Origin of the sequence: Herbaspirillum sp. Sphag64 (assembly GCF_014192645.1) — a bacterium.
GTDB lineage: Bacteria > Pseudomonadota > Gammaproteobacteria > Burkholderiales > Burkholderiaceae_D > Herbaspirillum.
Window position 1 is genome coordinate 757,390 of record NZ_JACHYE010000001.1, and the last position, 22,848, is coordinate 780,237.

Annotated in this window: 24 protein-coding genes; 14 read left to right on the forward strand and 10 right to left on the reverse strand. The window is 52.5% G+C overall.

What is annotated here, in order from left to right; all coding sequences use genetic code 11:
- The first annotated feature begins 18 nt into the window (after window positions 1–18).
- Complete coding sequence (locus tag FHW66_RS03370) at window positions 19–774, forward strand: flagellar brake protein (RefSeq protein ID WP_183378281.1); 756 nt, start codon at window positions 19–21, stop codon at window positions 772–774.
- Window positions 775–894: 120 nt separating this feature from the next.
- Here the strand turns inward: FHW66_RS03370 and fliE are convergent, their stop codons facing one another.
- Window positions 895–1,248, reverse strand: coding sequence for a flagellar hook-basal body complex protein FliE (gene fliE, locus FHW66_RS03375; protein ID WP_183378283.1), 354 nt, complete (start codon window positions 1,246–1,248; stop codon window positions 895–897).
- 255 nt (window positions 1,249–1,503) lie between these two features.
- Between fliE and fliF the strand changes: the two genes are divergently transcribed.
- From fliF to fliR, 13 genes are all read left to right on the forward strand, one after another.
- Entirely contained in the window at window positions 1,504–3,270 is a 1,767-nt protein-coding gene (fliF, locus tag FHW66_RS03380; protein WP_183378284.1) for a flagellar basal-body MS-ring/collar protein FliF, read from the forward strand.
- A complete protein-coding gene (gene fliG / locus FHW66_RS03385) occupies window positions 3,263–4,258 on the forward strand; it encodes a flagellar motor switch protein FliG (RefSeq protein ID WP_183378285.1) in 996 nt (331 codons plus the stop codon). Before fliF ends, fliG begins: the two co-directional genes overlap by 8 nt.
- Before the next feature lie 80 nt (window positions 4,259–4,338).
- Window positions 4,339–5,034: a flagellar assembly protein FliH gene (fliH, locus tag FHW66_RS03390; RefSeq protein ID WP_183378287.1), complete on the forward strand. Its 696-nt coding sequence runs from the start codon at window positions 4,339–4,341 to the stop codon at window positions 5,032–5,034.
- A gap of 45 nt (window positions 5,035–5,079) precedes the next feature.
- A complete protein-coding gene (gene fliI / locus FHW66_RS03395) occupies window positions 5,080–6,483 on the forward strand; it encodes a flagellar protein export ATPase FliI (protein WP_183378289.1) in 1,404 nt (467 codons plus the stop codon).
- A gap of 37 nt (window positions 6,484–6,520) precedes the next feature.
- Entirely contained in the window at window positions 6,521–6,961 is a 441-nt protein-coding gene (fliJ, locus tag FHW66_RS03400) for a flagellar export protein FliJ (RefSeq protein WP_183378291.1), read from the forward strand.
- Between the two features lie 18 nt (window positions 6,962–6,979).
- A complete protein-coding gene (locus FHW66_RS03405) occupies window positions 6,980–8,431 on the forward strand; it encodes a flagellar hook-length control protein FliK (protein WP_255458787.1) in 1,452 nt (483 codons plus the stop codon).
- A 134-nt stretch (window positions 8,432–8,565) separates the two neighbouring features.
- Window positions 8,566–9,081, forward strand: coding sequence for a flagellar basal body-associated protein FliL (gene fliL, locus FHW66_RS03410; protein ID WP_183378292.1), 516 nt, complete (start codon window positions 8,566–8,568; stop codon window positions 9,079–9,081).
- Window positions 9,082–9,085: 4 nt separating this feature from the next.
- Window positions 9,086–10,099, forward strand: coding sequence for a flagellar motor switch protein FliM (gene fliM, locus FHW66_RS03415; RefSeq protein ID WP_183378293.1), 1,014 nt, complete (start codon window positions 9,086–9,088; stop codon window positions 10,097–10,099).
- On the forward strand, window positions 10,092–10,541 hold the full coding sequence (gene fliN / locus FHW66_RS03420; protein ID WP_183378295.1) for a flagellar motor switch protein FliN: 450 nt from the start codon (window positions 10,092–10,094) through the stop codon (window positions 10,539–10,541). Before fliM ends, fliN begins: the two co-directional genes overlap by 8 nt.
- Entirely contained in the window at window positions 10,538–11,020 is a 483-nt protein-coding gene (gene fliO, locus FHW66_RS03425; protein ID WP_183378296.1) for a flagellar biosynthetic protein FliO, read from the forward strand. The genes fliN and fliO overlap by 4 nt, the downstream gene beginning before the upstream one ends.
- Window positions 11,013–11,780 (forward strand): flagellar type III secretion system pore protein FliP, encoded by a 768-nt coding sequence (gene fliP / locus FHW66_RS03430; protein ID WP_370543393.1) that lies wholly within the window; start codon window positions 11,013–11,015, stop codon window positions 11,778–11,780. The genes fliO and fliP overlap by 8 nt, the downstream gene beginning before the upstream one ends.
- A 9-nt stretch (window positions 11,781–11,789) precedes the next feature.
- Complete coding sequence (gene fliQ, locus FHW66_RS03435) at window positions 11,790–12,059, forward strand: flagellar biosynthesis protein FliQ (RefSeq protein WP_183378297.1); 270 nt, start codon at window positions 11,790–11,792, stop codon at window positions 12,057–12,059.
- Window positions 12,060–12,101: 42 nt separating this feature from the next.
- Window positions 12,102–12,905 (forward strand): flagellar biosynthetic protein FliR, encoded by an 804-nt coding sequence (gene fliR, locus FHW66_RS03440; RefSeq protein ID WP_183378299.1) that lies wholly within the window; start codon window positions 12,102–12,104, stop codon window positions 12,903–12,905.
- Window positions 12,906–12,984: 79 nt separating this feature from the next.
- On the opposite strand, the gene flgL is transcribed toward fliR, so the two are convergent.
- The 9 genes from flgL to flgC form a co-directional block, all read right to left on the reverse strand.
- Window positions 12,985–14,118: a flagellar hook-associated protein FlgL gene (flgL, locus tag FHW66_RS03445; protein WP_183378301.1), complete on the reverse strand. Its 1,134-nt coding sequence runs from the start codon at window positions 14,116–14,118 to the stop codon at window positions 12,985–12,987.
- A gap of 18 nt (window positions 14,119–14,136) precedes the next feature.
- Window positions 14,137–16,398, reverse strand: a complete 2,262-nt coding sequence (gene flgK, locus FHW66_RS03450) for a flagellar hook-associated protein FlgK (RefSeq protein ID WP_183378302.1) — start codon at window positions 16,396–16,398, stop codon at window positions 14,137–14,139.
- A gap of 184 nt (window positions 16,399–16,582) precedes the next feature.
- Complete coding sequence (flgJ, locus tag FHW66_RS03455) at window positions 16,583–17,533, reverse strand: flagellar assembly peptidoglycan hydrolase FlgJ (RefSeq protein WP_183378303.1); 951 nt, start codon at window positions 17,531–17,533, stop codon at window positions 16,583–16,585.
- Between the two features lie 13 nt (window positions 17,534–17,546).
- Window positions 17,547–18,701 carry a flagellar basal body P-ring protein FlgI gene (locus FHW66_RS03460; RefSeq protein WP_183378651.1) on the reverse strand — a complete coding sequence of 385 codons (1,155 nt, stop codon included), beginning with the start codon at window positions 18,699–18,701 and terminating at the stop codon, window positions 17,547–17,549.
- Window positions 18,702–18,759: 58 nt separating this feature from the next.
- Window positions 18,760–19,542: a flagellar basal-body rod protein FlgG gene (gene flgG, locus FHW66_RS03465; protein ID WP_183378304.1), complete on the reverse strand. Its 783-nt coding sequence runs from the start codon at window positions 19,540–19,542 to the stop codon at window positions 18,760–18,762.
- A 67-nt stretch (window positions 19,543–19,609) separates the two neighbouring features.
- Window positions 19,610–20,350: a flagellar basal-body rod protein FlgF gene (gene flgF, locus FHW66_RS03470; protein WP_183378306.1), complete on the reverse strand. Its 741-nt coding sequence runs from the start codon at window positions 20,348–20,350 to the stop codon at window positions 19,610–19,612.
- Between the two features lie 59 nt (window positions 20,351–20,409).
- Window positions 20,410–21,672, reverse strand: a complete 1,263-nt coding sequence (gene flgE / locus FHW66_RS03475) for a flagellar hook protein FlgE (RefSeq protein ID WP_183378307.1) — start codon at window positions 21,670–21,672, stop codon at window positions 20,410–20,412.
- Between the two features lie 32 nt (window positions 21,673–21,704).
- Entirely contained in the window at window positions 21,705–22,424 is a 720-nt protein-coding gene (locus tag FHW66_RS03480; protein ID WP_183378309.1) for a flagellar hook assembly protein FlgD, read from the reverse strand.
- Between the two features lie 14 nt (window positions 22,425–22,438).
- Window positions 22,439–22,843, reverse strand: coding sequence for a flagellar basal body rod protein FlgC (flgC, locus tag FHW66_RS03485; protein WP_183378310.1), 405 nt, complete (start codon window positions 22,841–22,843; stop codon window positions 22,439–22,441).
- Between the last annotated feature and the right edge of the window lie 5 nt (window positions 22,844–22,848).

Below are 22,848 nucleotides of genomic sequence, written 5' to 3' on the forward strand. Positions count from 1 at the left end.
TATAGACGCACAGCACAAATGGCAACTCAAGACAATATAAAAGACGACAGTCCGTTCCGAGTTTACTCTCGCCGGGAAATCGTTTCTTTGCTGAATAGCATGATGGAGCGAAATCAACTTCTGAATTTGCTCATCAAAGGCGGATCAGAATCCATTATTACCTCGATTCTTGATGTAGATGAAGCGGATGACAGCGTAGTCATTGATGCGGCACCAAGCGCGACACTGAACAACAATATTCTGCAAAGTAATCGCATTGGCTTCGAAGCGATGTACAACAACATTCGTATCACGTTCAATGTGGATAAGGCACAGGAATGTCTTTTCCAAAAACGCCCGGCACTGAAAATTGCGATCCCTGAAAGTCTGGTTCGACTGCAGCGACGAGAGTACTTTCGCATTTCCACACCGGTTGCCAAGCCACTCCATGTAACTTTCCGAATGACAAAACCGGATGGCACGTTGGCCACGGTTGTCACACAACTGAACAATATCAGTGCGGGTGGAGTCGGCATCACCGATGAAAAAATGCAACTTGATACGACGCTCGGCCGCATCTACGAAGACTGCAGCCTTGAATTGGGTGACAACACGTTGGTTACCGTCAAGTTACAAATTCGTGATGCCAAGGAAACAAAGCTAACATCCGGCAAGAACGTCGTTCGTCTTGGCTGCGAATTTATCGACCTGCCTCGTGCTGTGCTTGCAGCGATTCAACGCTTCATTACTAAAATTGAGCGCGAACAAAATGCCAAGGCTTCTGGAATGATTTAAGCGAATTTTCGCAAAATAATGTCTTCGTACCAGTGCGGAGTCGCACAAAAAGAAAAAGCTGCCTTGGCAGCTTTTTTTACAACCGATACCCAGCACAGCATCAAAAAACCACCTGCCTGCTTAAACCTGCATAGTCATAATGTCACGATAAGCCGAAACCAACTTGTTACGGACCTGCAGGCTAGTCTGAAATGAGATATTTGCCTTTTGCATCGATATCATGACGTCAGACAAATTAATATTGTCATCCCCCATCGAGAAGCCCTCAGACAACTGCTGCGCCTTTTCCTGCGCCTCGTTGACCTGATCCAGGGAATTCTTGAACACACTGGCAAAATCAACGCGCTGAACCGGCTTCTCACTCTCTGTTACGGTATCCACAGGAGAAACGTCACCGTGAGCACGGGCGGCAACCGCTCTAAGCTGCGCCACCATAGCCTCGATTCTGCTAGTATCTATCATGCTCTCAGCCATTTACCCGCCCCTTCATTTTCTGACAAAAGTCACGATTGATCAGTACGCCCAGACTTTCCAGTTCTACAACGACAGGTTATCATGCCAATCCGAGCGGCTCGCAATAATAAACGGGGAAATAGCCATTCTTTTCCATAGATCAAATTTCCAATCTGGCACGACAATCCATAATAGGCATAAATCCTACCTGGATAGGGAAGCAGTGAAGCAAAACATTCAAAGCCACATGCTGGACGGCGTACGCAAGGGGAAATCATGGCGGTAGCGGCCGACGGCACAATGACCAATGACGGCAGCAATCCTGCCGTCGGCGGCGCCACCGGCGACAATATCACGCCCCAACCAGCGCCACCTGGCGGCATCGTTGGCTACGTCCAATCGCCGCAGGGGCGCCGCGCTCTGCTGATGGTTGCAGCGGCAGCTGTCATCGCCCTGATGATCGGCATCTGGATGTGGAGTCAAAAAACCGAGTACCGCGTACTATTTTCCAACTTCTCGGATCGAGATGGTGGAGCGATTGTTGCTGCGTTGCAGCAAATGAATGTGCCCTACAAATATTCGGAGGGCGGCGCTGCTATTTTGGTGCCCGAAACGGTCGTGCATGACGTACGTCTGAGGCTTGCAGCACAGGGGCTGCCTAAGGGCGGCAACGTCGGTTTTGAATTGATGGAAAACCAAAAGCTCGGTGTTTCCCAATTTCTCGAACAAGTGAATTTTCAGCGCGCCCTGGAAGGCGAATTGGCACGTTCCATTCAGACCTTGCAAGCCGTGCAGGCAGCGCGCGTGCATCTGGCACTGCCAAAGGCTTCCGTTTTCGTCCGCGACCAGCAAAAGCCGACCGCCTCTGTCATTCTTGGCCTTTACCCTGGCCGCATGCTGGATGCTCAACAAGTTAGCGCAATTGTCCATTTAGTCGCCAGCAGCGTCCCAGAATTGCCACCGAAGAACGTCACGATCGTTGATCAAAGCGGGAATCTGCTTTCCGACACCAGCAAGCTGCCAGCAAACAGCCTGGACCCGACACAACTGAAGTATGTGCAGGATCTGCAGCAAGATATTGTCAAACGGGTTGAATCGATCATTGAACCGATTGTCGGAACCGGCAATGTGCGTGCCGAAGCGACGGCTGATGTTGATTTTTCTCGTAGCGAACAAGCCGCAGAGACTTACAAACCAAACCAGACTGCTGATACGGCGGCAGTACGCAGCAAGCAGAGCAGCGAGTCGCAAAACTCAAACACAAGTGCCTCCGGAATACCGGGTGCCCTGACCAATCAGCCGCCAGCACCAGCAACCGCGCCAATTACCAATCCACCGCCGAATGCGCCCAGCAGCGCCAGCTCCGGCAACGCCCGCAAAGACTCTACCATCAACTATGAAGTTGACAAGACGGTTCAGTACATTCAGCAGCCAATGGGTGGCGTCAAACGCTTGACGGTTGCAGTTGTGGTCAACTACAAGCGTACTGTTGATCAAACTGGCAAAATCGTGATGAAGCCTTTGACCGACGCTGAGCGGAGTCAGATCGAGGATCTGGTCAAGGAGGCGATGGGCTACAATAAGACTCGTGGCGATTCCCTGAACGTGGTTAACACGCAATTCAGCATCGAGCCGGAACCAGAGTTACCATTGTGGAAACAGCCAGACATGATTGCCCTGGCAAAGGAAATCGGCCGCTATGTCTTGCTGGGCATAGTTATGCTGTATCTCTACTTTGGCGTACTGCGTCCGCTTATCAGAAAGATCTCTGGCAAGGAAGAGCGCGAAGCCAAGGAACGCGCCGATGCTGAAGCCGCTGCAGCAGCAGCTGCAGCCGCCGAGGCAGAAGCAGAGGCCGAGGCTGAAGCCGACGACATGTTCGACCCAGAGGATCCTGATGCGATCGTTCAGCTCTCTGGTGAGCAGGAGCAGATTGATGAGCGCGCTGAATACAAGGCAAATCTCGAAAGCGCCAAGCAATGGGCCAAAAATGATCCTAAACTGGTAGCTAACATCATTAAGTCATGGGTGAACGATGAGTAACGAGGGTGTGCACGAAGGAGCCATCATGATGCTCGCCCTGGGCGAGGATGAGGCTGCCGAAGTCATGAAGCATCTGGGACCGCGCGAAGTGCAAAAGCTCGGTGCTGCAATGTCTCAGCTCAAGGGCGTCAGCTTTGAGGAAATCAACGCTGTATTGGTCAAGTTCCTGGCTGAAACCGGCCAGGCATCTCCGCTCGGACTGGATTCAGACGACTACATCCGTACCGTGATCACCAAAGCCCTTGGCGACGATAAGGCAAGCTCGCTGCTTAACCGTATTCTGGGCGGACGTGATGCCAGCGGTATTGAAAGCCTCAAGTGGATGGATGCCCAATCCGTTGCCGAACTGATCCGCAATGAACACCCGCAGATCATCGCAACCATCCTGGTACACCTGGAGCGCTACCACGCTTGCGACATCATCAATTGCTTTACCGAGCGGTTACGCAACGATGTTGTACTGCGTATTGCAACGCTGGATGGGGTTCAGCCAGCAGCTCTGCGCGAACTCAATGACGTTCTCACAAAATTACTCACAGGCAACGAAAGCCTCAAGAAACAACAGATGGGTGGTATCCGCACCGCCGCAGAAATTCTCAACTTCCTCTCTGGTGAGAACGAAACGTCTGTGATGAACAACTTGCGTGCCTATGATGAAGACATGGCGCAAAAGATCATGGACGAAATGTTCGTCTTTGAGAACATCATTGATATCGATGGCCGTGGTATTCAGTTGCTGCTGCGCGAAGTTCAGTCGGAATCCCTGATTGTGGCCCTGAAGGGCGCATCGCAAGGTCTGCGTGACAAGATTTTCAGCAATATGTCTCAACGTGCTGCGGAGATGATGCGCGAAGATCTGGAATCCAAGGGTCCTGTGCGCTTGTCTGAAGTCGACGCCCAACAGAAAGCCATTCTGCAAATTGTCCGTCGCCTCGCCGATGAAGGTCAGATCGCGCTCGGCGCGAAGGGCGAAGATGCCTTTATCTAAGGTGCCTGCGGGCGCTTTACGCAACCGGTATGCTGGTGTTACGCTGACAACTTGCGTACTCCAGTTTGAGCGGATTTAAGATGGCATCACGAAACAACATCATTCCCAAGGAATTGATGACGCCCTATCAGCGTTGGGAGCTTGCTTCCTTCGACGAACCAGAACCAGCTCCCGTGGTCGAGGAAGAAGAGTTCGTCGAAGAACCACCCCCACCTGTACTGACTGCTGAAGAGCTCGACGCCATTCGTGAGCACGCCCATCAGGAAGGCTATGCTGACGGCCACCAAGAAGGATTTCAAAGCGGTCACAATGAAGGCTACGCGGCTGGGCTGCAGCTCGGCCAGCAAGAAATCACCGAGATTATTGGTCACTTGCGACAGGTCGCCCTCTCCTTTGGTACCGAAGTTGCACAAAGTAGCGAGAACCTCGCCCCCGAGTTGCTCAACCTGGGTTTGGATCTGGCCAAGGCGATGTTAAAGACCGCACTGAACGTCAAACCTGAGCTGATTTTACCCACAGTCAGCGCGGCCATTCATGCCTTGCCGGGCGTACAACTGCCGGCGCTACTGCATCTGCAACCAGACGATGCTGCGTTGGTGCGTGAACACCTCGGGGAAGATCTGAGCAAAAATGGCTGGCGCATCATCGAAGATACCGACCTCGACCGCGGTGGCTGCCGCATCGAAACTGGCACCAACCAGATTGATGCAACCACCGAAACTCGCTGGCGCCGGATTGCCGAATCGCTAAGCAAGCAACTCGACTGGCTGGATTAAGTGGCTGAGCAAGCGCCCTCCTCGTGGCAGCCAGAGTCAGATGCAATGAACTCTCCGACGTTATCGCATTTCAGCCATTGGCAAGCGTATCTGCACAACTGTAGCAGCCTGGTGCAGATGACCGAGCCGACCAGAATTTCCGGACGGGTGACGCGTGTCGCCGGACTGGTCATGGAGGCTGTCGGCCTCAAGCTGCCGGTTGGTAGCCCATGCACTGTCCCGCTGCCAAATGGCACCCTGATTGAGGCCGAAGTAGTCGGGTTCGAGGATGAACGCCTGTTCCTCATGCCACAAAGTGATGTAGAGGGCATCGTTCCAGGTACTAAAGTCTACCCTCTAGAACCTCCCAAACCGCCGCCGCGCGTTGGCATCACAACGGCCATCCGGCGCGCCGACGTGCACACACGTCGACTCCCGGTGGGCGACGAATTGCTCGGACGCATACTCGATGGCGCTGGCCGCCCTCTCGACAACCTCGGCGCACTGCACACCGAACGTTCTGCGCCGTTGAGTGTGCGCTCAACGAATCCTCTCGAGCGTGCGCCTATTGCAGACATTCTTGATGTTGGTGTTCGTGCGATCAACAGTATGCTCACGGTCGGTCGCGGGCAACGTATGGGCCTGTTTGCAGGCTCTGGGGTTGGCAAAAGTGTGCTACTTGGCATGATGGCAAGATATACCAGTGCCGATATTATCGTCGTCGGCCTGATTGGCGAGCGAGGCCGAGAAGTCAAAGAATTTATCGAGCAGATTCTTGGCCCCGAAGGACTTGCTCGCTCCGTCGTGGTTGCCGCACCTGCCGACACGCCGCCACTGATGCGCCTGCAAGGTGCAAGCTATGCCACGGCGATCGCAGAGTACTTTCGTGATCAGGGCAAAAATGTCTTGCTCATCATGGATTCACTGACCCGCTATGCCATGGCTCAGCGTGAGATCGCGCTGGCCATTGGTGAGCCACCCGCCACCAAAGGCTACCCGCCCTCCGTTTTTGCCAAACTGCCAGCATTGGTTGAGCGTGCTGGGAATGGTGATGTGGGGGGCGGATCAATTACCGCTTTCTATACCGTTCTGACAGAAGGCGACGATCAACAGGACCCCATTGCTGATGCTGCGCGTGCAATTCTGGACGGACACATTGTTCTGAATCGGACACTGGCAGAGGCTGGCCACTACCCTGCAATTGATATTGAACAGTCGATCAGTCGTGCAATGCACAGCATCACGTCGATGGAACATCAGCGCGACATGCGCCGACTCAAGCAACTTTACTCCCGCTATCAACGCAATCGAGATTTGATTAGTGTTGGCGCCTATGCATCTGGCTCCGATCCAGTATTGGACCAGGCTATTCAATTATTGCCCCGAATTGAGGCATTCTTGCAGCAGGGCATTTCCGAGCGTGCGGGTGTTACCGAGAGCTTGGGGCAACTTACCGCTCTATTCAAGTGATTGAGCCCGATGTGACGTCCATATAATCGACGTTACTATGGCCACAACCTCCGCACTCGAAACCCTGATCGAACTGGCGATCAAAGAAACCGACGAAGCGAGCAAACGCTTGGGACGGGCCGTGCGTACGAGTGAAGAGGCCCAGCAAAAACTTGTCATTCTGGAACAATACCGCGATGATTACGCCCAACGTTTTCAGGAAAATCTATCGTCGGGTTTAACGGCGATGAACTACCGCAATTTCCAGCTGTTTATCGAGAAAATCGATCATGCGATTGCAGGTCAACAAGGCGTTGTCCGCACGACACAGTTGCGAGTTGCTGATGCCAGAGCTGCGTGGCACGCCTGTGAGCGCAAGCGAATGTCATACGACACGCTTGTCACACGTGCCAGGCAAATTGAGCAGGTGCGCGATAATCGACGTGAGCAAAAGCAAATGGATGAACATGCATCCAGAATCACGTTTTATAAACGGTAGCAACATAGCAAGGCGGAAATGATGAACACACAATTGCCGATATTAAATGCCGTTAGCTCTTCGAATGCTGCGCCCGCTCCAGTGCAGGCTGAATCTGCACGTGCCGGTGCCTCTTTCAACCAGATCCTGAACAAGGAAGTCAGCAGCAGAAAGAGTGAAACCAGCAGCAGTGAATCAAATACAGCAACCACTAAGAACAACTCTACTGCTACCAGTACGTCGACCCAGCCTCAAACCAATACGCAGAACCAGGCCAAGCCGGCTGAGCCCACGCATGCAAATGCACAGGAAACCGCAAAGCCCAATGAGAATGCCTCAGCTGTCAGGGATACAAAGGACAGCAAGGAATCCAAAAGTGCATCTTCTGTGCACAAAAAGGGCGAGGAACAGGCTCAACAAGATGACGATCAGGAAAACAGCAATGCCGCCTCTGCACAGATTCTGGCGTTGGTCTCCAATGTGGGGCAACTGAACAACCACCAAAATAGCAACGGCGGCCAAGGACAGCGGCAAACTGGCGAGCACATACAGTCGCTGAACGGTGAGTCCAAAACCGGGAAGAAACATAGCGATACTATTGGTCTGGTCACTGGTGCCGGGTTGGGAGCGGCAGCAGGAGCCACTGTAGCGGCCGGTATCGGTAGTCTTGAGGCGCAATCCAAACTCGGTGGTCTCAAGGCCCAAGACGAGGGAGTCGGGCAAGGTAAGCCATTCAGCCTGAACGATCAACAGGAAAAGTCACTTTCAACCAAACAAGGACTGGGAGCGGCTGGGTCCTCAAGCCTGAGCCTGCATGGTGACGCGGAAAAGAACCTGGCGGAAGGTGCCTTTGGCGCGAAAGCTGCATTCTCGCTGGCGCAGGATAAGGACCAGCAAGCCAATGGTCAGCATGCCAAAGCCGCAGTCGATGCCAATGCCCGCGTTGGTGACGCCAATATGCAACCCAACTCACTTGCATTGGCACCTGGCGTACAACAAAGCATGAGCCTGAATCAGCAAGGCGCGATTGCCGGACAACCGACAGAACGACTGACACCTGCTGTGGGTAGCCCTGGCTGGGATCAGGCGGTGGGTCAGAAGGTCGTATGGATGGCAAGCGGCGGATTGCAAAGTGCATCTTTGACCCTCAATCCACCCGATCTTGGTCCATTGCAGGTAGTTTTGCATGTCCACAATGATCAGGCAGATGCCACCTTCATCACAGCACAACCCGAGGTGAAGCAGGCGCTGGAAGCTGCCATGCCGAAGCTGCGTGAAATGCTCGACGCCTCCGGTATTCAGTTAAGTCAGGCAACTGTCAATACTGGCTTGCCAAATCAGCAACAAGGAAATAATCGCCAAGAATTTGCATCGGATCGCGGCGGCGCATCCGGATTTGGTGCGAATAGCGACGAAGGAGAACTCAATGTCGCTACGATCCCGGTGCGTCCAGCAACTGGTGGCCTCGGCATGGTAGATACTTTTGCGTAAAATCGGCACTATTCCGAACGCAAGGAATTGAACAAAAAATAACTGACGTTTCTACAGAAGCACTCAATATCGGCAGATTCCTGCCGATAGTATTGTTAACTGCATTGTGGACTCGCTCGAAAGGGAAATTTTAGATGGCAACAAAAGCCCCGGCAAAAGCAGCCGCCAAAGAAGCGGATGCACCTGCTCCGAAGTCAAAAAAGATGCTCTTCATCATCGTCGGTGCAGTGTTGGTCGTTGTACTTGGCGGTGCAGCAGCATTCATGTTGATGGGTGGAAAATCGAAGAAAGCCGATGAGGAGCACAGCGAGAAGGAAGCCCCCTCGAAAGTCCCGGTATTCGTGGTAATTGAACCATTTGTGGTCAATCTTCAGCAAGAAAATGGTGATCAGTTCTTGCAAGTCGCGCTCACACTCCAGGTCCCTAACGCAGAAACAGCTGAAACATTGAAGTTGTTCATGCCGCAAGTGCGTAGTCGCCTACTGATGGTATTGTCGAGCAAAAAAGCCAGCGAATTGCTGACCAGCGACGGTAAACATAACCTGACTGACGAGATCATCGATCAGTTGGGCGAGCCATTTACCGGCGGCACAAAAGGTCCGACAATCACCGATGTTTTTTACACTTCTTTTGTGATTCAACAGCAGTAGCGCTATGGCCGAACACTTTCTATCCCAGGAAGAAGTCGATGCACTCCTGCGCGGGGTCACCGGGGACGAGGACGATGATGCCGTCGCCGAAGATGCGCCCGGTACGGTACGCACCTACAACCTGGCAACGCAGGAGCGGATCGTCCGTGGGCGCATGCCTACGCTCGAAATCATCAACGAACGTTTTGCCCGCCTCTTCCGTGTTGGCCTGTTCAATTTCCTGCATCGTACTGCCGAAATTTCGGTAGGCCCGGTCAAGGTTGCCAAATACAGCGAATTCATTCGCAATCTGGTGGTACCTACCAATCTGAATCTGGTGCATATCAAACCATTCCGGGGGATCGGGCTGGTGGTATTCGACCCGCAACTAGTATTCCTGCTGGTTGACAATATGTTTGGCGGTGATGGGCGCTTTCACGCTCGTATCGAAGGTCGTGAATTCACGCCAACTGAACAGCGAATCATCATGCGGGTACTGGAAATCTGCTTCCAGAACTATGCAAAGTCCTGGGAGCCAATCTATCCGATTGAATTTGAATACATACGCTCAGAACTCAACACCCAGTTTGCCAATATCGCAACGCCGAATGAGGTGGTAGTGTCGACCACGTTTACCGTGGAGCTGGGGCCAGTGAGCGGCGAGTTGCATATTTGCACTCCGTATTCCATGATCGAGCCCGTCAGAGACAAACTGACAAGCAGTATGCAGGGTGAGGCACTGGAAGTCGACAAACGCTGGATCCGGCTCATGAAACAGCAGATTCAGACTGCAGAGGTCGAATTGATTGCCAATTTCGGCACTGCCCGCGTCACTTTCACTGACCTGCTGAATTTGAAGGTGGGCGATGTCATCCAGCTGCAGAGTGCAAAACCGGTGACCGCGCAGGTGGATGGCGTTCCGGTCATGGAATGCAGCTATGGAAAATTGAATGGGCAATACGCATTGCGTGTAGAAAAACTGCTATCCATCTCAAATAACGAAACAACAGAAGGCACACAAGGAGAGCAGAATGGCTGAAGATAACGTTGACCAACCAGCGGCGGAAGAAGATCCGTGGGGTGCGGCGTTAGCCGAACAGACGCAGGCAGAAGAGGCGCAAAAGAAGCATGTTCCCGAAGAGCAGGGTATCGATGCCAAACCCGCCCAAGCGACCATTTTCAAGGAGTTTAGCGCTGGTGACATCAAGACCAACACGCCTAACGATATTGATTTCATTCTCGACATCCCAGTCCAGCTGACGGTAGAACTGGGACGTACCAAGATCGCGATCAAGAACCTGCTTCAACTGGCACAAGGTTCCGTGGTTGAGCTTGATGGCATGGCAGGTGAGCCAATGGATGTGCTAGTCAATGGTTGTCTGATCGCCCAGGGCGAAGTGGTGGTGGTCAACGACAAGTTTGGTATTCGACTCACCGACATCATCACTCCCGCTGAGCGGATTCGAAAACTTAACCGATGAAACGCTTCCAATACATCGGCTGTGTGCATTGTAGCTACAGCTTGTCGGGAGCCGCAATTGCGCTCCTTTCGCTTTTCGTCAACACGGCAAATGCGGCAGATATCGCCAATAGCACGACTGCTGCTGGCTCGGCGACCGGCAGTGTTTTCACCATGCTGTTGGGGCTGGGAACGGTATTGGCGCTTTTGGTTGGTCTCGCGTGGCTGTTCAAACGTACCGGGCTGGTCAAAGGTGCCGGTAGCAACGCCGTTGCAAAGATCATTGGCGGCGTCAGCGTCGGTACGCGTGAGCGCGTTATGGTGATCGAAGTGGCAGAGCAATGGATTGTGGTGGGGGTTGCCCCCGGGCGAGTCAATACGCTTGCCACGATGCCACGCCAGGAGCACCTCTCCGCTCCCTCCACTCCTTCAGTGCCAGCGGCAAACTTCTCCGCTTGGCTAAAACAGACAATCGATAAGCGCAATGGTAGCAGTGAGTAATTTTTTTTCAGCAAGTCGCACACGTCACTTGCGACGTGGACTGCTGGTTCTACTGCTCTGCCTGCCGTTAGCGGCAGCTGCGCAGCAGGGATTGCCGGCATTTACAAGCACGCCAACGGCTGGCGGCGGTCAGACCTACAACCTCAGCATCCAGACGATGCTGCTGCTGACCTCTCTGTCCTTCATTCCGGCAGCGTTGCTAATGATGACCTGTTTTACGCGGATCATCATTGTCTTGTCACTCATGCGCCAAGCATTAGGTACGCAATCCACACCACCCACACAGGTCCTGGTCGGATTATCGCTATTTCTGACGTTTTTTGTGATGGGCCCGGTATTCGATAAAATTTATGCGGATGCCTATCAACCCTTCGCCGAAAACAAGATTTCGATCACGGAGGCAATGGAAAAAGGAGCCGGACCTCTCAAGGAGTTCATGCTCAAGCAAACCCGTCAGGCTGACCTTGCGCTGTATGTCAAGCTGTCTCACAATCCTGACCTGCAAGGCCCTGAAGACGTCCCAATGCGTTTGCTGGTACCGGCATTTGTCACCAGCGAACTCAAGACCGCGTTCCAGATCAGCTTCGCCATTTTCATCCCCTTCCTTATCATCGACATGGTCGTTGCCAGTATTTTGATGTCAATGGGGATGATGATGATGTCTCCGGCAATTGTCTCCCTGCCGTTCAAATTGATGCTGTTCGTGCTGGTCGATGGTTGGCAATTGTTGATTGGTTCACTCGCAGAGAGTTTTTATTAAGGTCTTACCATGACTCCAGAAAGTGTAATGACACTTGGCCGTGGTGCCATCGAAGTGACACTGATGATTGCCTCACCGATGCTGTTGACGGCGTTGGTGATCGGTCTGATTGTCAGTATTTTTCAGGCAGCGACACAGATCAATGAAGCGACGTTGACCTTTATTCCAAAACTGGTTGGCGTATTTCTAGCATTGATCATTGCCGGTCCCTGGATGCTCAGTGTCATGGTCGACTATATGCGACTGATGTTCAGCGGCATTCCAGCAATGGTCCAGTAATCCAGCACAGGATTGCGGTCTGGTACTGCAATTCCCATCCACATGATCTCCGTCACAAGCGCCCAGTTATCCATCTGGATTGCCTCATTCATCTGGCCGCTCACCCGCATCCTTGGCCTGCTCGCTGTTGCTCCGCCGTTCGGTAGCGCCAGCGTACCAATGCTGGTCAAACTTTTGCTGGGAGTGATGATTGCCATTGTGATCTCGCCTAGCGTTCCTATCCCAACTTCACTCGATCCAGCCTCATTGACAGGCTTGCTGATTCTGGCGCAACAACTGTTGATCGGTCTGTCGATGGGTTTTGCGGTACGCTTGGTATTTGCCGCAGTTGAAATGGCAGGTGAACTGACTTCATCCACGATGGGGCTCGGTTTTGCGGTATTTTTTGATCCACAATCACAAGGTAGAACCTCGGCCATCAGCCAGATGTTCAGCTTGCTGGCAACCTTGGTTTTTCTCAGCATCAATGGTCACCTGATGCTGTTGGCAGTGATGTCAGACAGCTTCGCGAGCCTGCCGATCACAGCGACACCGGTAACAACGGAAGGATTTCACTACTTGGTGATGTCTAGCGCGATCATTTTCAGAATGGGTCTGCAATTATCGCTTCCCATTCTGGTAGCCCTCTTGATCACCAACATGGCGCTGGGAATTCTGACCAGGGCGGCGCCACAACTGAATCTGTTCGGCATCGGCTTCCCGATCACCATGATTGCAGGCTTTTTACTAGTGGCCGTATCGCTCCCGTATATGCTCACACCACTGCAGCACTTTTTGGCAGACACGATCGACCTAGTGAGAACGCTGGGCGGCATGGCAACCATCCCGACCATGCCGAAACGATAGATGTACCTAAACAGGTACATCTATAAAGAGAATGAGGTGCCGCGCCGATGGTCCACCACAGCGACAGCAATCGGACTAATTACCGCAAATAGTTCAATAACGAAAGATTGCTGGTGGAAACAAACACCTTTTGTGCCGCCTGAAGATACTGAGATTGCTGATTCAACTGACTGATGACCTCGGTGACGTCAGTACCATTGCGACCCAATAGATTATTGGTAGTCTGAAGATATTGCTGATTCAGTACCTGACCCTGTGCATCCAGATTATCCAGCTCATTCTGACGCGCTCCCACGGATGCAGTGGCAGATTCCACGTTGCCCATTTGCAGACCAATCGAGTTACCAAGTGCACTCAGACTACGCGACAACGCAGCCTGACTACCTGGAATAGGCGTACGTGCAGCATCAGCCTGATCAGCAAGCAACTTGGCATTGGACGCCCTGGTCATCAGCTCACTAAATCTTTCATCGGTCGGATCGGTCGCATCCAGTTCTGACTGAATATCGTTATATTCGGCAATCGGGAATCGGCCGGAGCCGGGAGGAAACTCAAAGGTCGATGCCGCCACTGTGTCCGCATTATTGGCAGCCTCGGACGTTGGCACTGACAACAGGGTGATCAGATCCTGCATTGTTTTGAAGGTATCTTGCCCATTGCCCTGAAACACCGCCTGCCCCGACGCGCTCACTTCCATTTGACGGGTTGCATCCACCTGTAAGGTTTGCGTTCCCTGGTCGCCGCTGTAGACAATATTACCCATGCTGTCGTAGCTGAACGGCTGGGTTGTACTCCTGAATCCGCCAAAAACATAATTGCCCAGGCCATCCGTCGTATTGGCAAGGCCGAGCATCTCATTGAGATTGCCCTTCAGTTCTGCCGCCATATTGGATCGCTCGGCATTGGAAAACGAGGCATTACCAGCCTGGACCACGTCCGCCTTGACCTTGGTCAGCAACTGCGTCACGCTGTCGAGTGCACTGCCTACCGAGGCAAGCGAACTTTTCGCATTATTGCGGTTCGTCGCAAACTGTGAATTCAGCGCCTGGGTTTGAGACAGATCCAATGCGCGCGCAGCAGCGACAGGATCATCTGATGGAACCAGAACTTTCTGTTGTGCATCGACTTTTTGGGTGAGTTTAACAATCGACCCCTGCATCCCGGTTAAATCGTTGTTGCTGAGCTCATAAAGTTGATTCGTGCTAATACGCATGATGTTATCCCCCTACCCTTAATGCTCGATATTGAACAAGACATTGAGCATATCGCTGGCGGCCTGAATGACTTTAGCCGCCGCCTGATATGCGGTCTGATTCTTGATCATGTTCGATAATTCTTCATCCTGATTGACCCCGGATTGAGACTGCTGCTCTTGCTGAATCGATGTCAGCCGTGCTTTTTCTGCTGCGTTGGTAACGTTGATTTCATTGGTTCTGTTGCCGATCTCACTGACCAATTGCGAATAGGAACCCTGGAAGGAAGCCGTACCAATCGTACTTGCAGTCTGTAATGCGTTCAGCGCCTGCGCATTCCGGTTATCGTTGACACCATCGGTATTGGACTCGACATAGAATTGATCACCATCTGCTGGCACACCAGTAATCCTGAAACTGATACCTGCCGTGGTGAACTTGTCGCCCGCGGTAAAGTTGATCGGTGCACCGGAAGCGTAATTAGTTGTCGATCCGTCCTGATGCGTAATCAGTACTGGTCCAACGTCTGAAGATGGCTTGAACTGTCCGGTTGTGCCATTGAAAGTGAAACCCAGTTTGGTCCCCTCTGGCAATGGCTTATACGTCGAATCAATACTGCCCGACGAAATCGTCGCCAAGCCGGAATTGCCCGGTACCGGAGAGAAACGATAGCTATCACCGTCAGCCGGTGTGCCACTAAGCACAAAGCTGACACCACCAGAGCTGATGGTGGCACCGGCAGAGTAAGGAATCGCAGTACCCGCAGCATAGGTCTGCGTAACGCCTGAAGTAGTTGTTACTGTGACGGCAGCTGGCGGCGACAACGACAATGATCCAGTAGCGGCATCGTACTTGAAGTCAAGCTTGGCGTTAGGCGTAAAACTTGCTTTGTCGACCGTGGCTGAGGTCACTACACCTGTGCCTGTGTTGCCTGTTGTGACCAAGCCCATATTGGTGACTGCATTGCCAGAAGTCAGTACGGGCGTACCTGCTGCAACCAACTGTGTTTTGTCAATAGCCATGCCAATCAACGCGGCACCTGCGACGGTCGGCTTGATCCTGAAGCTGTCACCTGCAGACATGGTTGGCGCCGCATAGGTAACACCATCAATCGTCACGGGGAATTTCCCTGCCGGAATCGCGGAGGAATCTACAACCGTCTTTTGACCATCCGACAAGCGAGTGAACGTATATTTGCTTCCATCGTAATTGAGCGTGTAATCGCTGGTCGTCAATTTCGATGCATCTGTGATCGTCGCAGGCAGTGTGGAACCAGCAGAGTTTTTGATATCACTGTAGACGACTGGAGGAGCAACTTTAAAAAAATCAGTCCCCATATTACCGTTCTGATCCTGCCCCAGCTTGTGCTGGGCATTGAACGATGAGCTCAATGCAATAGCGACACGACCAAGCGAATTTTGGGCCTGATCCAGGGTCTCGCTACGGTATTGCAAAGCGCCGCCCAAACTGCCACCGGTAAATGCACCGTCAGGAATCAGTACATTCTGCCCATTGGTCTGGTAGGAAATCTGCAAGCGTGTCGGGTCATTTGGTGACGGCGTGGCAGCGAGAGTAGAAACGGTATCCCCCAACACCAGCGGCTGACCATTTCCGACAAACACGCTCAATGAGCCATTATCCTGACGCACGGTCGTCACTTTGACGATTTTATTCAGATCGGCGAGTGCTTGATCGCGCTGATCAAGCAAATCATTGGGAGTAGCACCAGTCGCCCCCGAGGCTTTCTGGATTGCCAAGTTCAGTGTCTGAATCTGGCGTGCGAAAGCATTGATGGTATCGACGTTGGACACAATCTGATTATTGACTGTGCTACGGCTCTTGGCCAACTGATCGTTCAGACTTTGGAACCTCGAAACCAGGCCCTGACCGTTAGACAGCACTGCCTGGCGGGCGGCATCATTATTAGGGGTGGATGCCAGATTCTGCAAACTTGAAAAGAAACTTTGCAGCGATGGTGACAAACCAGCCGAGGTATCTGCGACCAGATTATTGATTTGACCAATCTGCTCGGAGTAGGAATCCATGGAGCTCGCAGCCGTCTGCGATGCCATGACCTGTTTAGCCAGAAAATTGTCGTAGATGCGCTTGATCTCAGCAACATTCGTACCTTGCCCCACAAAGCCAGGACCGTAGTTAATGGCACCAGCTGTCGTCTGCACAACCACCTGGCGATTGTAGCCCGGGGTAGTAGCATTCGAGATGTTGTGGCTGGTCGTTGCCTGCGCCGTTTGAGCGGCTGCCAGTGCACTTTGCCCGATACTGAAGATATTGGATGTCATGCTATGTTTTCTTTGCCCGAGTTCTCTACTCAACGGCAATTTGCGGGGAAACTTTAATCACCTCCGCCGGTATCATGATGGCCAGGTGTGCGTCAGCCAAGCAAGTTCTGCGGCCTCAACCAGAAGATAGAACGGCAGTAACGTTTAGCAGAAAACCGTGGTTTCGTTGCCGTCCAGAACCCAATCAAGCAGAGAGCGACTGATTGATGATGCGTGACAGTTTTTCTGCATAATGCGGGTCGGTCGCATACCCTGCGCGTTGCAGACCGTAAGCAAAACCATGAGCATCTTGCGCATTCGCCAGCACTTTTTCATAGCGTGGATTGCTACGAAGAACGTTCGCATAATCTTTAAATGCTTCAGCATAGGACTCATAAGCACGGAATTTTTCAATGCGCTTTTGTGGAGTACCATTCACATATTCAATCGTCGTTGCCTCAACCACTTTGCCTGTCCAACTACCACCGGCTTTGATACCAAAAAGATTATGTGCAGAGCTGCCATCGCGTGCGCGAATTTCCTTCTTACCCCAACCGGTTTCCAATGCCGCCTGAGCCAGCATGAATTTGGCGGGGATACCAGTCATTTGACTGGCACGCTCAGCATCTGCCTGCAAACGATTCTGAAATGCCTCAACGTGAGCCGGTCGTTGCTGACCAACACGGCGTTTGTTACTTGGATTGTCAGGTGAAGGCAAATCCGCAGTGCTTACTGCAATACCCTGGAATAATTTGGCCTTGTCGATATCACTCAAGCCCCGAAGAAGAGGGATGACAGCCTCCGATGAAGAATTGCTCTCCTCATCGGTGGGCAATGGCTTGCTCACCGAGCTCGACAGCTGCCTTTCAAGCATATCGGCCAAACCGACGCCACGCTGCGCCATGTTCTGGCTAAGCTGCTGATCAAGCATCCCGGTGAACATTTTGGTCTGCTGACTGTCCAGCATCCCGTCCTGAGGAGTCGCATCACGCATGCTCTTCAACATCATGTTGAGGAACAACGCCTCGAATTGCTTAGAAGCCCCTTTGATGGCCTCAGGAGAATTTTGGGTTGCAGCGGAACGCAAACTATTGAGACTATTTGCATCGACAGCCAGACTTTCGGTCGGATTAGCGGGCTTGATGTTGTTAATCATATGCACATCCCGTTTAAATGATTTCCAGTTCCGCACGCAGCGAACCTGCTGTCTTCATCGCCTGCAGAATTGCTAGCAAATCCTGCGGCGTTGCCCCGATTGCATTAAGTGCCTTCACTACATCAGACAAGGACGCACCACCCTTCAAGTACATCACTTTGCCCGGCTCAGCCGTAATTGATATCTGAGCATTGGTATTGGTTGTGGTCTGACCGCCCGAGAACGCGCCAGGCTGACTGACACTGTTATCAGCATTGATCACAACCGACAGATTACCATGCGATACCGCGCATGTATCAAGTGTAACAGCCTGATTCATCACAACCGACCCGGTGCGAGCATTCAGGATCACTTTTGCCTGCATGATGGCGGGAGTTACGTCGAGGTTCTGCAATGCTCCCAAGAATGCCACCCGATCGCCGCTACCTAGCGGTGCACGCACACGAATCACACGGCCATCCTGGGCCATTGCCGTATCAGCACCAAAGCGCTTGTTCACAGCTTCAACGACACGATTGGCCGTCGAGAAATCGCTATCACGCAATTCCAGATTAACGACGTCGCCCTGTCCCAGTGCTGAAGGTACTGACCGCTCCACCGTGGCGCCGGCCGAGATGCGTCCAACGCTGAGCTGATTGATTGTCGTGCTGCTGCCGCCGGCTGAGGCTCCGGCGCCACCAACAACGATATTACCTTGAGCAATTGCATAAATTTGACCATCGGCACCTTTCAAAGGCGCCATCAGCAGCGTACCGCCGCGCAAGGTCTTTGCATTACCAATCGAGGATACAGTGACATCGAGCGTTTGACCCGGCTGCGCAAATGAAGGCAACGAAGTCGTCACGATCACCGCTGCTACATTTTTCAGCTGCATGCTGCTTGCGGTTGCCGCGGGTAGATTGACACCCAGTTGCTGCAACATATTGACGACACTTTGCACGGTAAATGGCGTCTGCGTGGTCTGGTCACCACTACCATCAAGTCCCACTGCCAGCCCGTAGCCGATCAACTGATTCTCACGGACGCCCTGAATACTTGCCAGGTCCTTGAGTCGCTCAGCTCTTGCCACACCCGCGCTAAGCACGACCACCAATATCAGCAAGACGGACACAACTCGTGATGCCACATGCTTTGGGGCACGCAGACCAGAGTTGAAAACTGAAAACATATCCATCATGCGACTCCTAAATCAGAAAGATGAGGCGCTAAGCACCCCTGCAAAACCGTTACAACTGCGACAACTTGGCCAGCATCTGATCGGATGTGGTGATCGCCTTGCTGTTGATTTCATACGCGCGTTGCGTCTGGATCATGTTGACCATCTCTTCAACCACGTTCACGTTCGATGTTTCCACATAACCTTGCCACAATGAACCGGCACCATTGGTTCCTGGTGCAGTAGGTGCAGGCGTACCGGAGGACGCAGTCTCAGAGTATAGATTCTCACCCTTGCTCTCCAATCCGGCCGGATTGATGAAGGTCGCCAACTGCAATGCGCCGATCTGTGTGGTCGCGGTCGAGCCAGCCTGTGTTACCGAGACTGTGCCATCGCGACCAATCGTCATTTTTGTCGCATTGGCTGGAATTGTGATTGGTGGCTGCACAACATAGCCGCTCGAAGTCACCAACTGCCCTTGCGCATCAGTCTGAAATGAACCATCGCGGGTATAACCTGTGGTGCCATCAGGCATTAATACCTGAAAGAAACCTGCACCCTGAATTGCTACGTCCTTATCGTTCCCCGTCTGGTTGACGTTACCTTGAGTATGAATACGCTCAGTGGTGACTGGACGAACACCAGTACCAATTTGCAAGCCGGAAGGCAACTGGGTTTGCTGGGTGGATTGTGCGCCGGGCTGGCGAATGTTCTGATACAACAGATCTTCGAACACAGCACGCGAACGTTTAAAACCGTTCGTACTGACGTTGGCCAGGTTATTGGAGATAACATCCAATTGCGTTTGTTCCGCATCCAGACCAGTTTTTGAAATCCACAGGGAACGAATCATTTTTTCTCCAATACCTTTTCAGGGGAAAGACCAAGGTCTTACTTCGGGTGTGACTTCAGGCTCAAATTCAGGACAACGATAGAATTTGATTGGCTTTATCGGTGTCGCCTTCAGCTGTTTGCATCAGCTTCATGTTCATGTCGAACTGGCGCGCCAGATTGATCATGCTTACCACTGACTCAACAACATTGACATTGCTTCCCTCCAGCGCACCGCCAACCAGACGCACATTTGCGTCAGCCTGAGCCTGAGTGCCGCTGGTCAGACGGAACATGCCATCATCACCACGCTTGAGTGACTTTTCGTTAGGATTAACTAATTTGAGGCGCCCCAAAATATTGACTGCAGTGGTAGCTCCCGTCGTCGGAATACCAGACACCGTCCCGTCTGGCGAAATCGTGATACTGGTATCTGGCGGAACACTGATTGGACCTCCTTCACCCACAACGTTCTGGCCACGTTGCGTTTGCAGCACGCCGTTCTCGCTGAGTTTGAAATTACCGTCACGGGTATAAGCTTCGCCACCGTCGGCAGTTTGCACAGAGAACCAGCCAGGCCCCTGAACCGCTACGTCGAGAGGCCGTCCAGTCTCCTGAATCGGTCCACCCGTAAAATTTGACCCAGCAGTTGAATCGACCACAAAGCTGCGGGTCGCCAATCCCTGACCGACAACCGGCACCGAGCGAAAGGTATTGAGCTGCTCCCGAAAACCCGTTGTCGTCGCGTTGGCCAGATTGTTGCTCACAGTGGCCTGCTGCTCCATCGTGTGCTTTGCGCCGGACATCGCGGTGTAGATCATGCGATCCATAGTTACCCCTAAACTGATACGCGGCAAAACCGCGTATGGTCCTATTTCTTATCGCGTGATCAGCGCAGGCTGACTAAGGTTTGCAATACGGAATCCTGCACCTTGATTGTCTGCGAGTTGGCCTGATAAACGCGCTGCGCAACAATCATGTTGACCAGTTCGGCGGTCAAATCTGTGTTGGAATCCTCCACAGATCTCGCTTGCATCGTGCCGAACTGACCGGTAGACGGCGTACCAATCAATGGTGCACCGGCATCAGGTGAAGCAGTAAAGAGATTGTTGCCGACTGGTTGCAATCCATTAGGATTGGCAAAGTTGACCAACACGATCTGACCCAGGGTCTTGCTATCCCCATTGGAATAACTGCCAGTGATCAAACCATCCTTACCGATTGCAAAACTCGACAACACGCCAGGACCTTTACCATCCTGGGTTTGCGCAACTGTTGTGAAGTCAGCGCTGGTCTGCGTGCTACCTGTGTAATTAAGCGTGATGCCAGCAGATGCAAAGGAAGCACCTGGCCTCGGTGTCAGGTTCAGCGTGGCAGCAGGCTGCGAGCTTGTCAGATTACCGTTGCTGTCAAAACTCAGGGTCGCAACCTTTGATTGCGAACCACCCAAGCCAACTGCAGGATAAGGCGCGCCGTCAACGGTGGTGTACACGTCCCAGTTGGTCGAACCACTGGATGACGATGCCGTATTTTTGACGTAGTAAGTCTGCACGTTGTAGCTATTACCAAGACTGTCATAGACAGTTGCGCCTGTTGTGCTGTTGTAACTGGCACTATCGGTCGGATCAAATGGCGTTGTCGCCGGCGCCGCCAGTCGGGAGTCCAGATTCAGCTTGCTTTGCACAGCAGTGGTTTGAGTTGCCGGAATATTGGCGGTGTTGATTTGCATGCGCACTGGATCACCGCCCTTGGCATTTCCAGGCCAGCCGGTCAAATACGCGCCATTCTCACTCTTGTTAACAATATAACCATCTTTGTCGAGCTCGAACTGACCATTACGCCCGTACATCGGCGTTGCATCTTGTTCGGTCGACTGCATCCGGAAAAAGCCATCACCATTAATCGCAACATCCAGAGGATTGTTGCTGGAAGTGATATTGCCCTGGGTGAATGACTGACGCACTGTTGCCGTCATAACACCAATCCCGACCGGCGAATTACCCGAACGGTTCATCGAATTCGCGTACAAATCGGCAAACTGCGCCTGCGCCGATTTGAAACCCACTGTGCTGGCGTTGGCAACGTTGTTACCGATCACATCAAGACTCTTCGATGCGCCATTCAAGCCACTAAGGCCTTGTTGAAAACTCATTTGATTCTCCTTGAACTGATGCCGTCAGTGGATTAAAGAATTTGAACTACGTCGGTTGTTTTGATCGTGCCAATGTTGGATACATTGAGCTTCACACCATCCGCACCTGTGGTGACGCTGGAAACCGTACCGAAAGACAGTCCGGTTGCAGATACTGGCGATCCCGCGGATGTCCCCGCTACTTCAAATGTGTACTGACCATCTGGCGCGGGCTTGCCGGAATCGGTTGCACCATCCCACACAATCGGCAATGTACCTGCACTTTGAGATCCCATATCCAGAGACTGCACCACCTTGCCGCTGGCGTCGCGGATGTTGATCTTGAGGCTGTCCACATTACCGTCCAACTGCACGCCGAAAACAGCACGCTTTGTCGTGGTCGTTGTGCCATCCGGGTTGATTGTCGAAGTTGATGCCAACGTGGTTTCCTTACCGGGTGCCAATACGCTGTGACCGATCATGTTGGCCGATTGCAAGGACTGCGACGATGACGAGTTCGCCATCAGTGATTCCAGCGTGGTGTTCAGTTTGCTGATACCAGAAACTGTCGACAGCTGCGCCAGCTGGGTGGTCAGCTCAGCGTTATCCATCGGCTTGGTGGGATCCTGGTTTTTCATCTGCACAGTCAGCAGCTTCAGAAACCGGTTCTGAATTGCCTCAGGACTGTTTTCGGTCAAACCTGAAGAAGTACCCGGCGGCGTCGCAGAGGCACCATTCATGGGAGACAACAAGTCACTGGAAATAGTAGACATGATCGATAGTTTCCTTATTGACCGATAGTAAGTGTTTTCAACAACATGTTCTTGGCGGTATTCATGGTCTCCACATTGGTCTGATAAGACCGCGAGGCAGAGATCATATTGACCATTTCTTCCACTGGATTGACGTTCGGCATGGCCACATAGCCATTGCCGTCAGCCATTGGATTTTTCGGGTCATACATTAACCGGGGAGGCGTCTGATCTTCGACCACACGCTCAACCTGCACGCCACTATTCGAAATATCACCATAAGGCACAGTCTTGAACACAACCTGCTTGGCCTTATAGGGTTGACCATCAGGCCCCGTTGCACTATCAGCGTTGGCAATGTTACTGGCGACAGTATTGAGACGCTGCGACTGCGCACTCATCGCCGAGCCTGAAACGTTAAAAATGTTAGACAGGGACATAATGA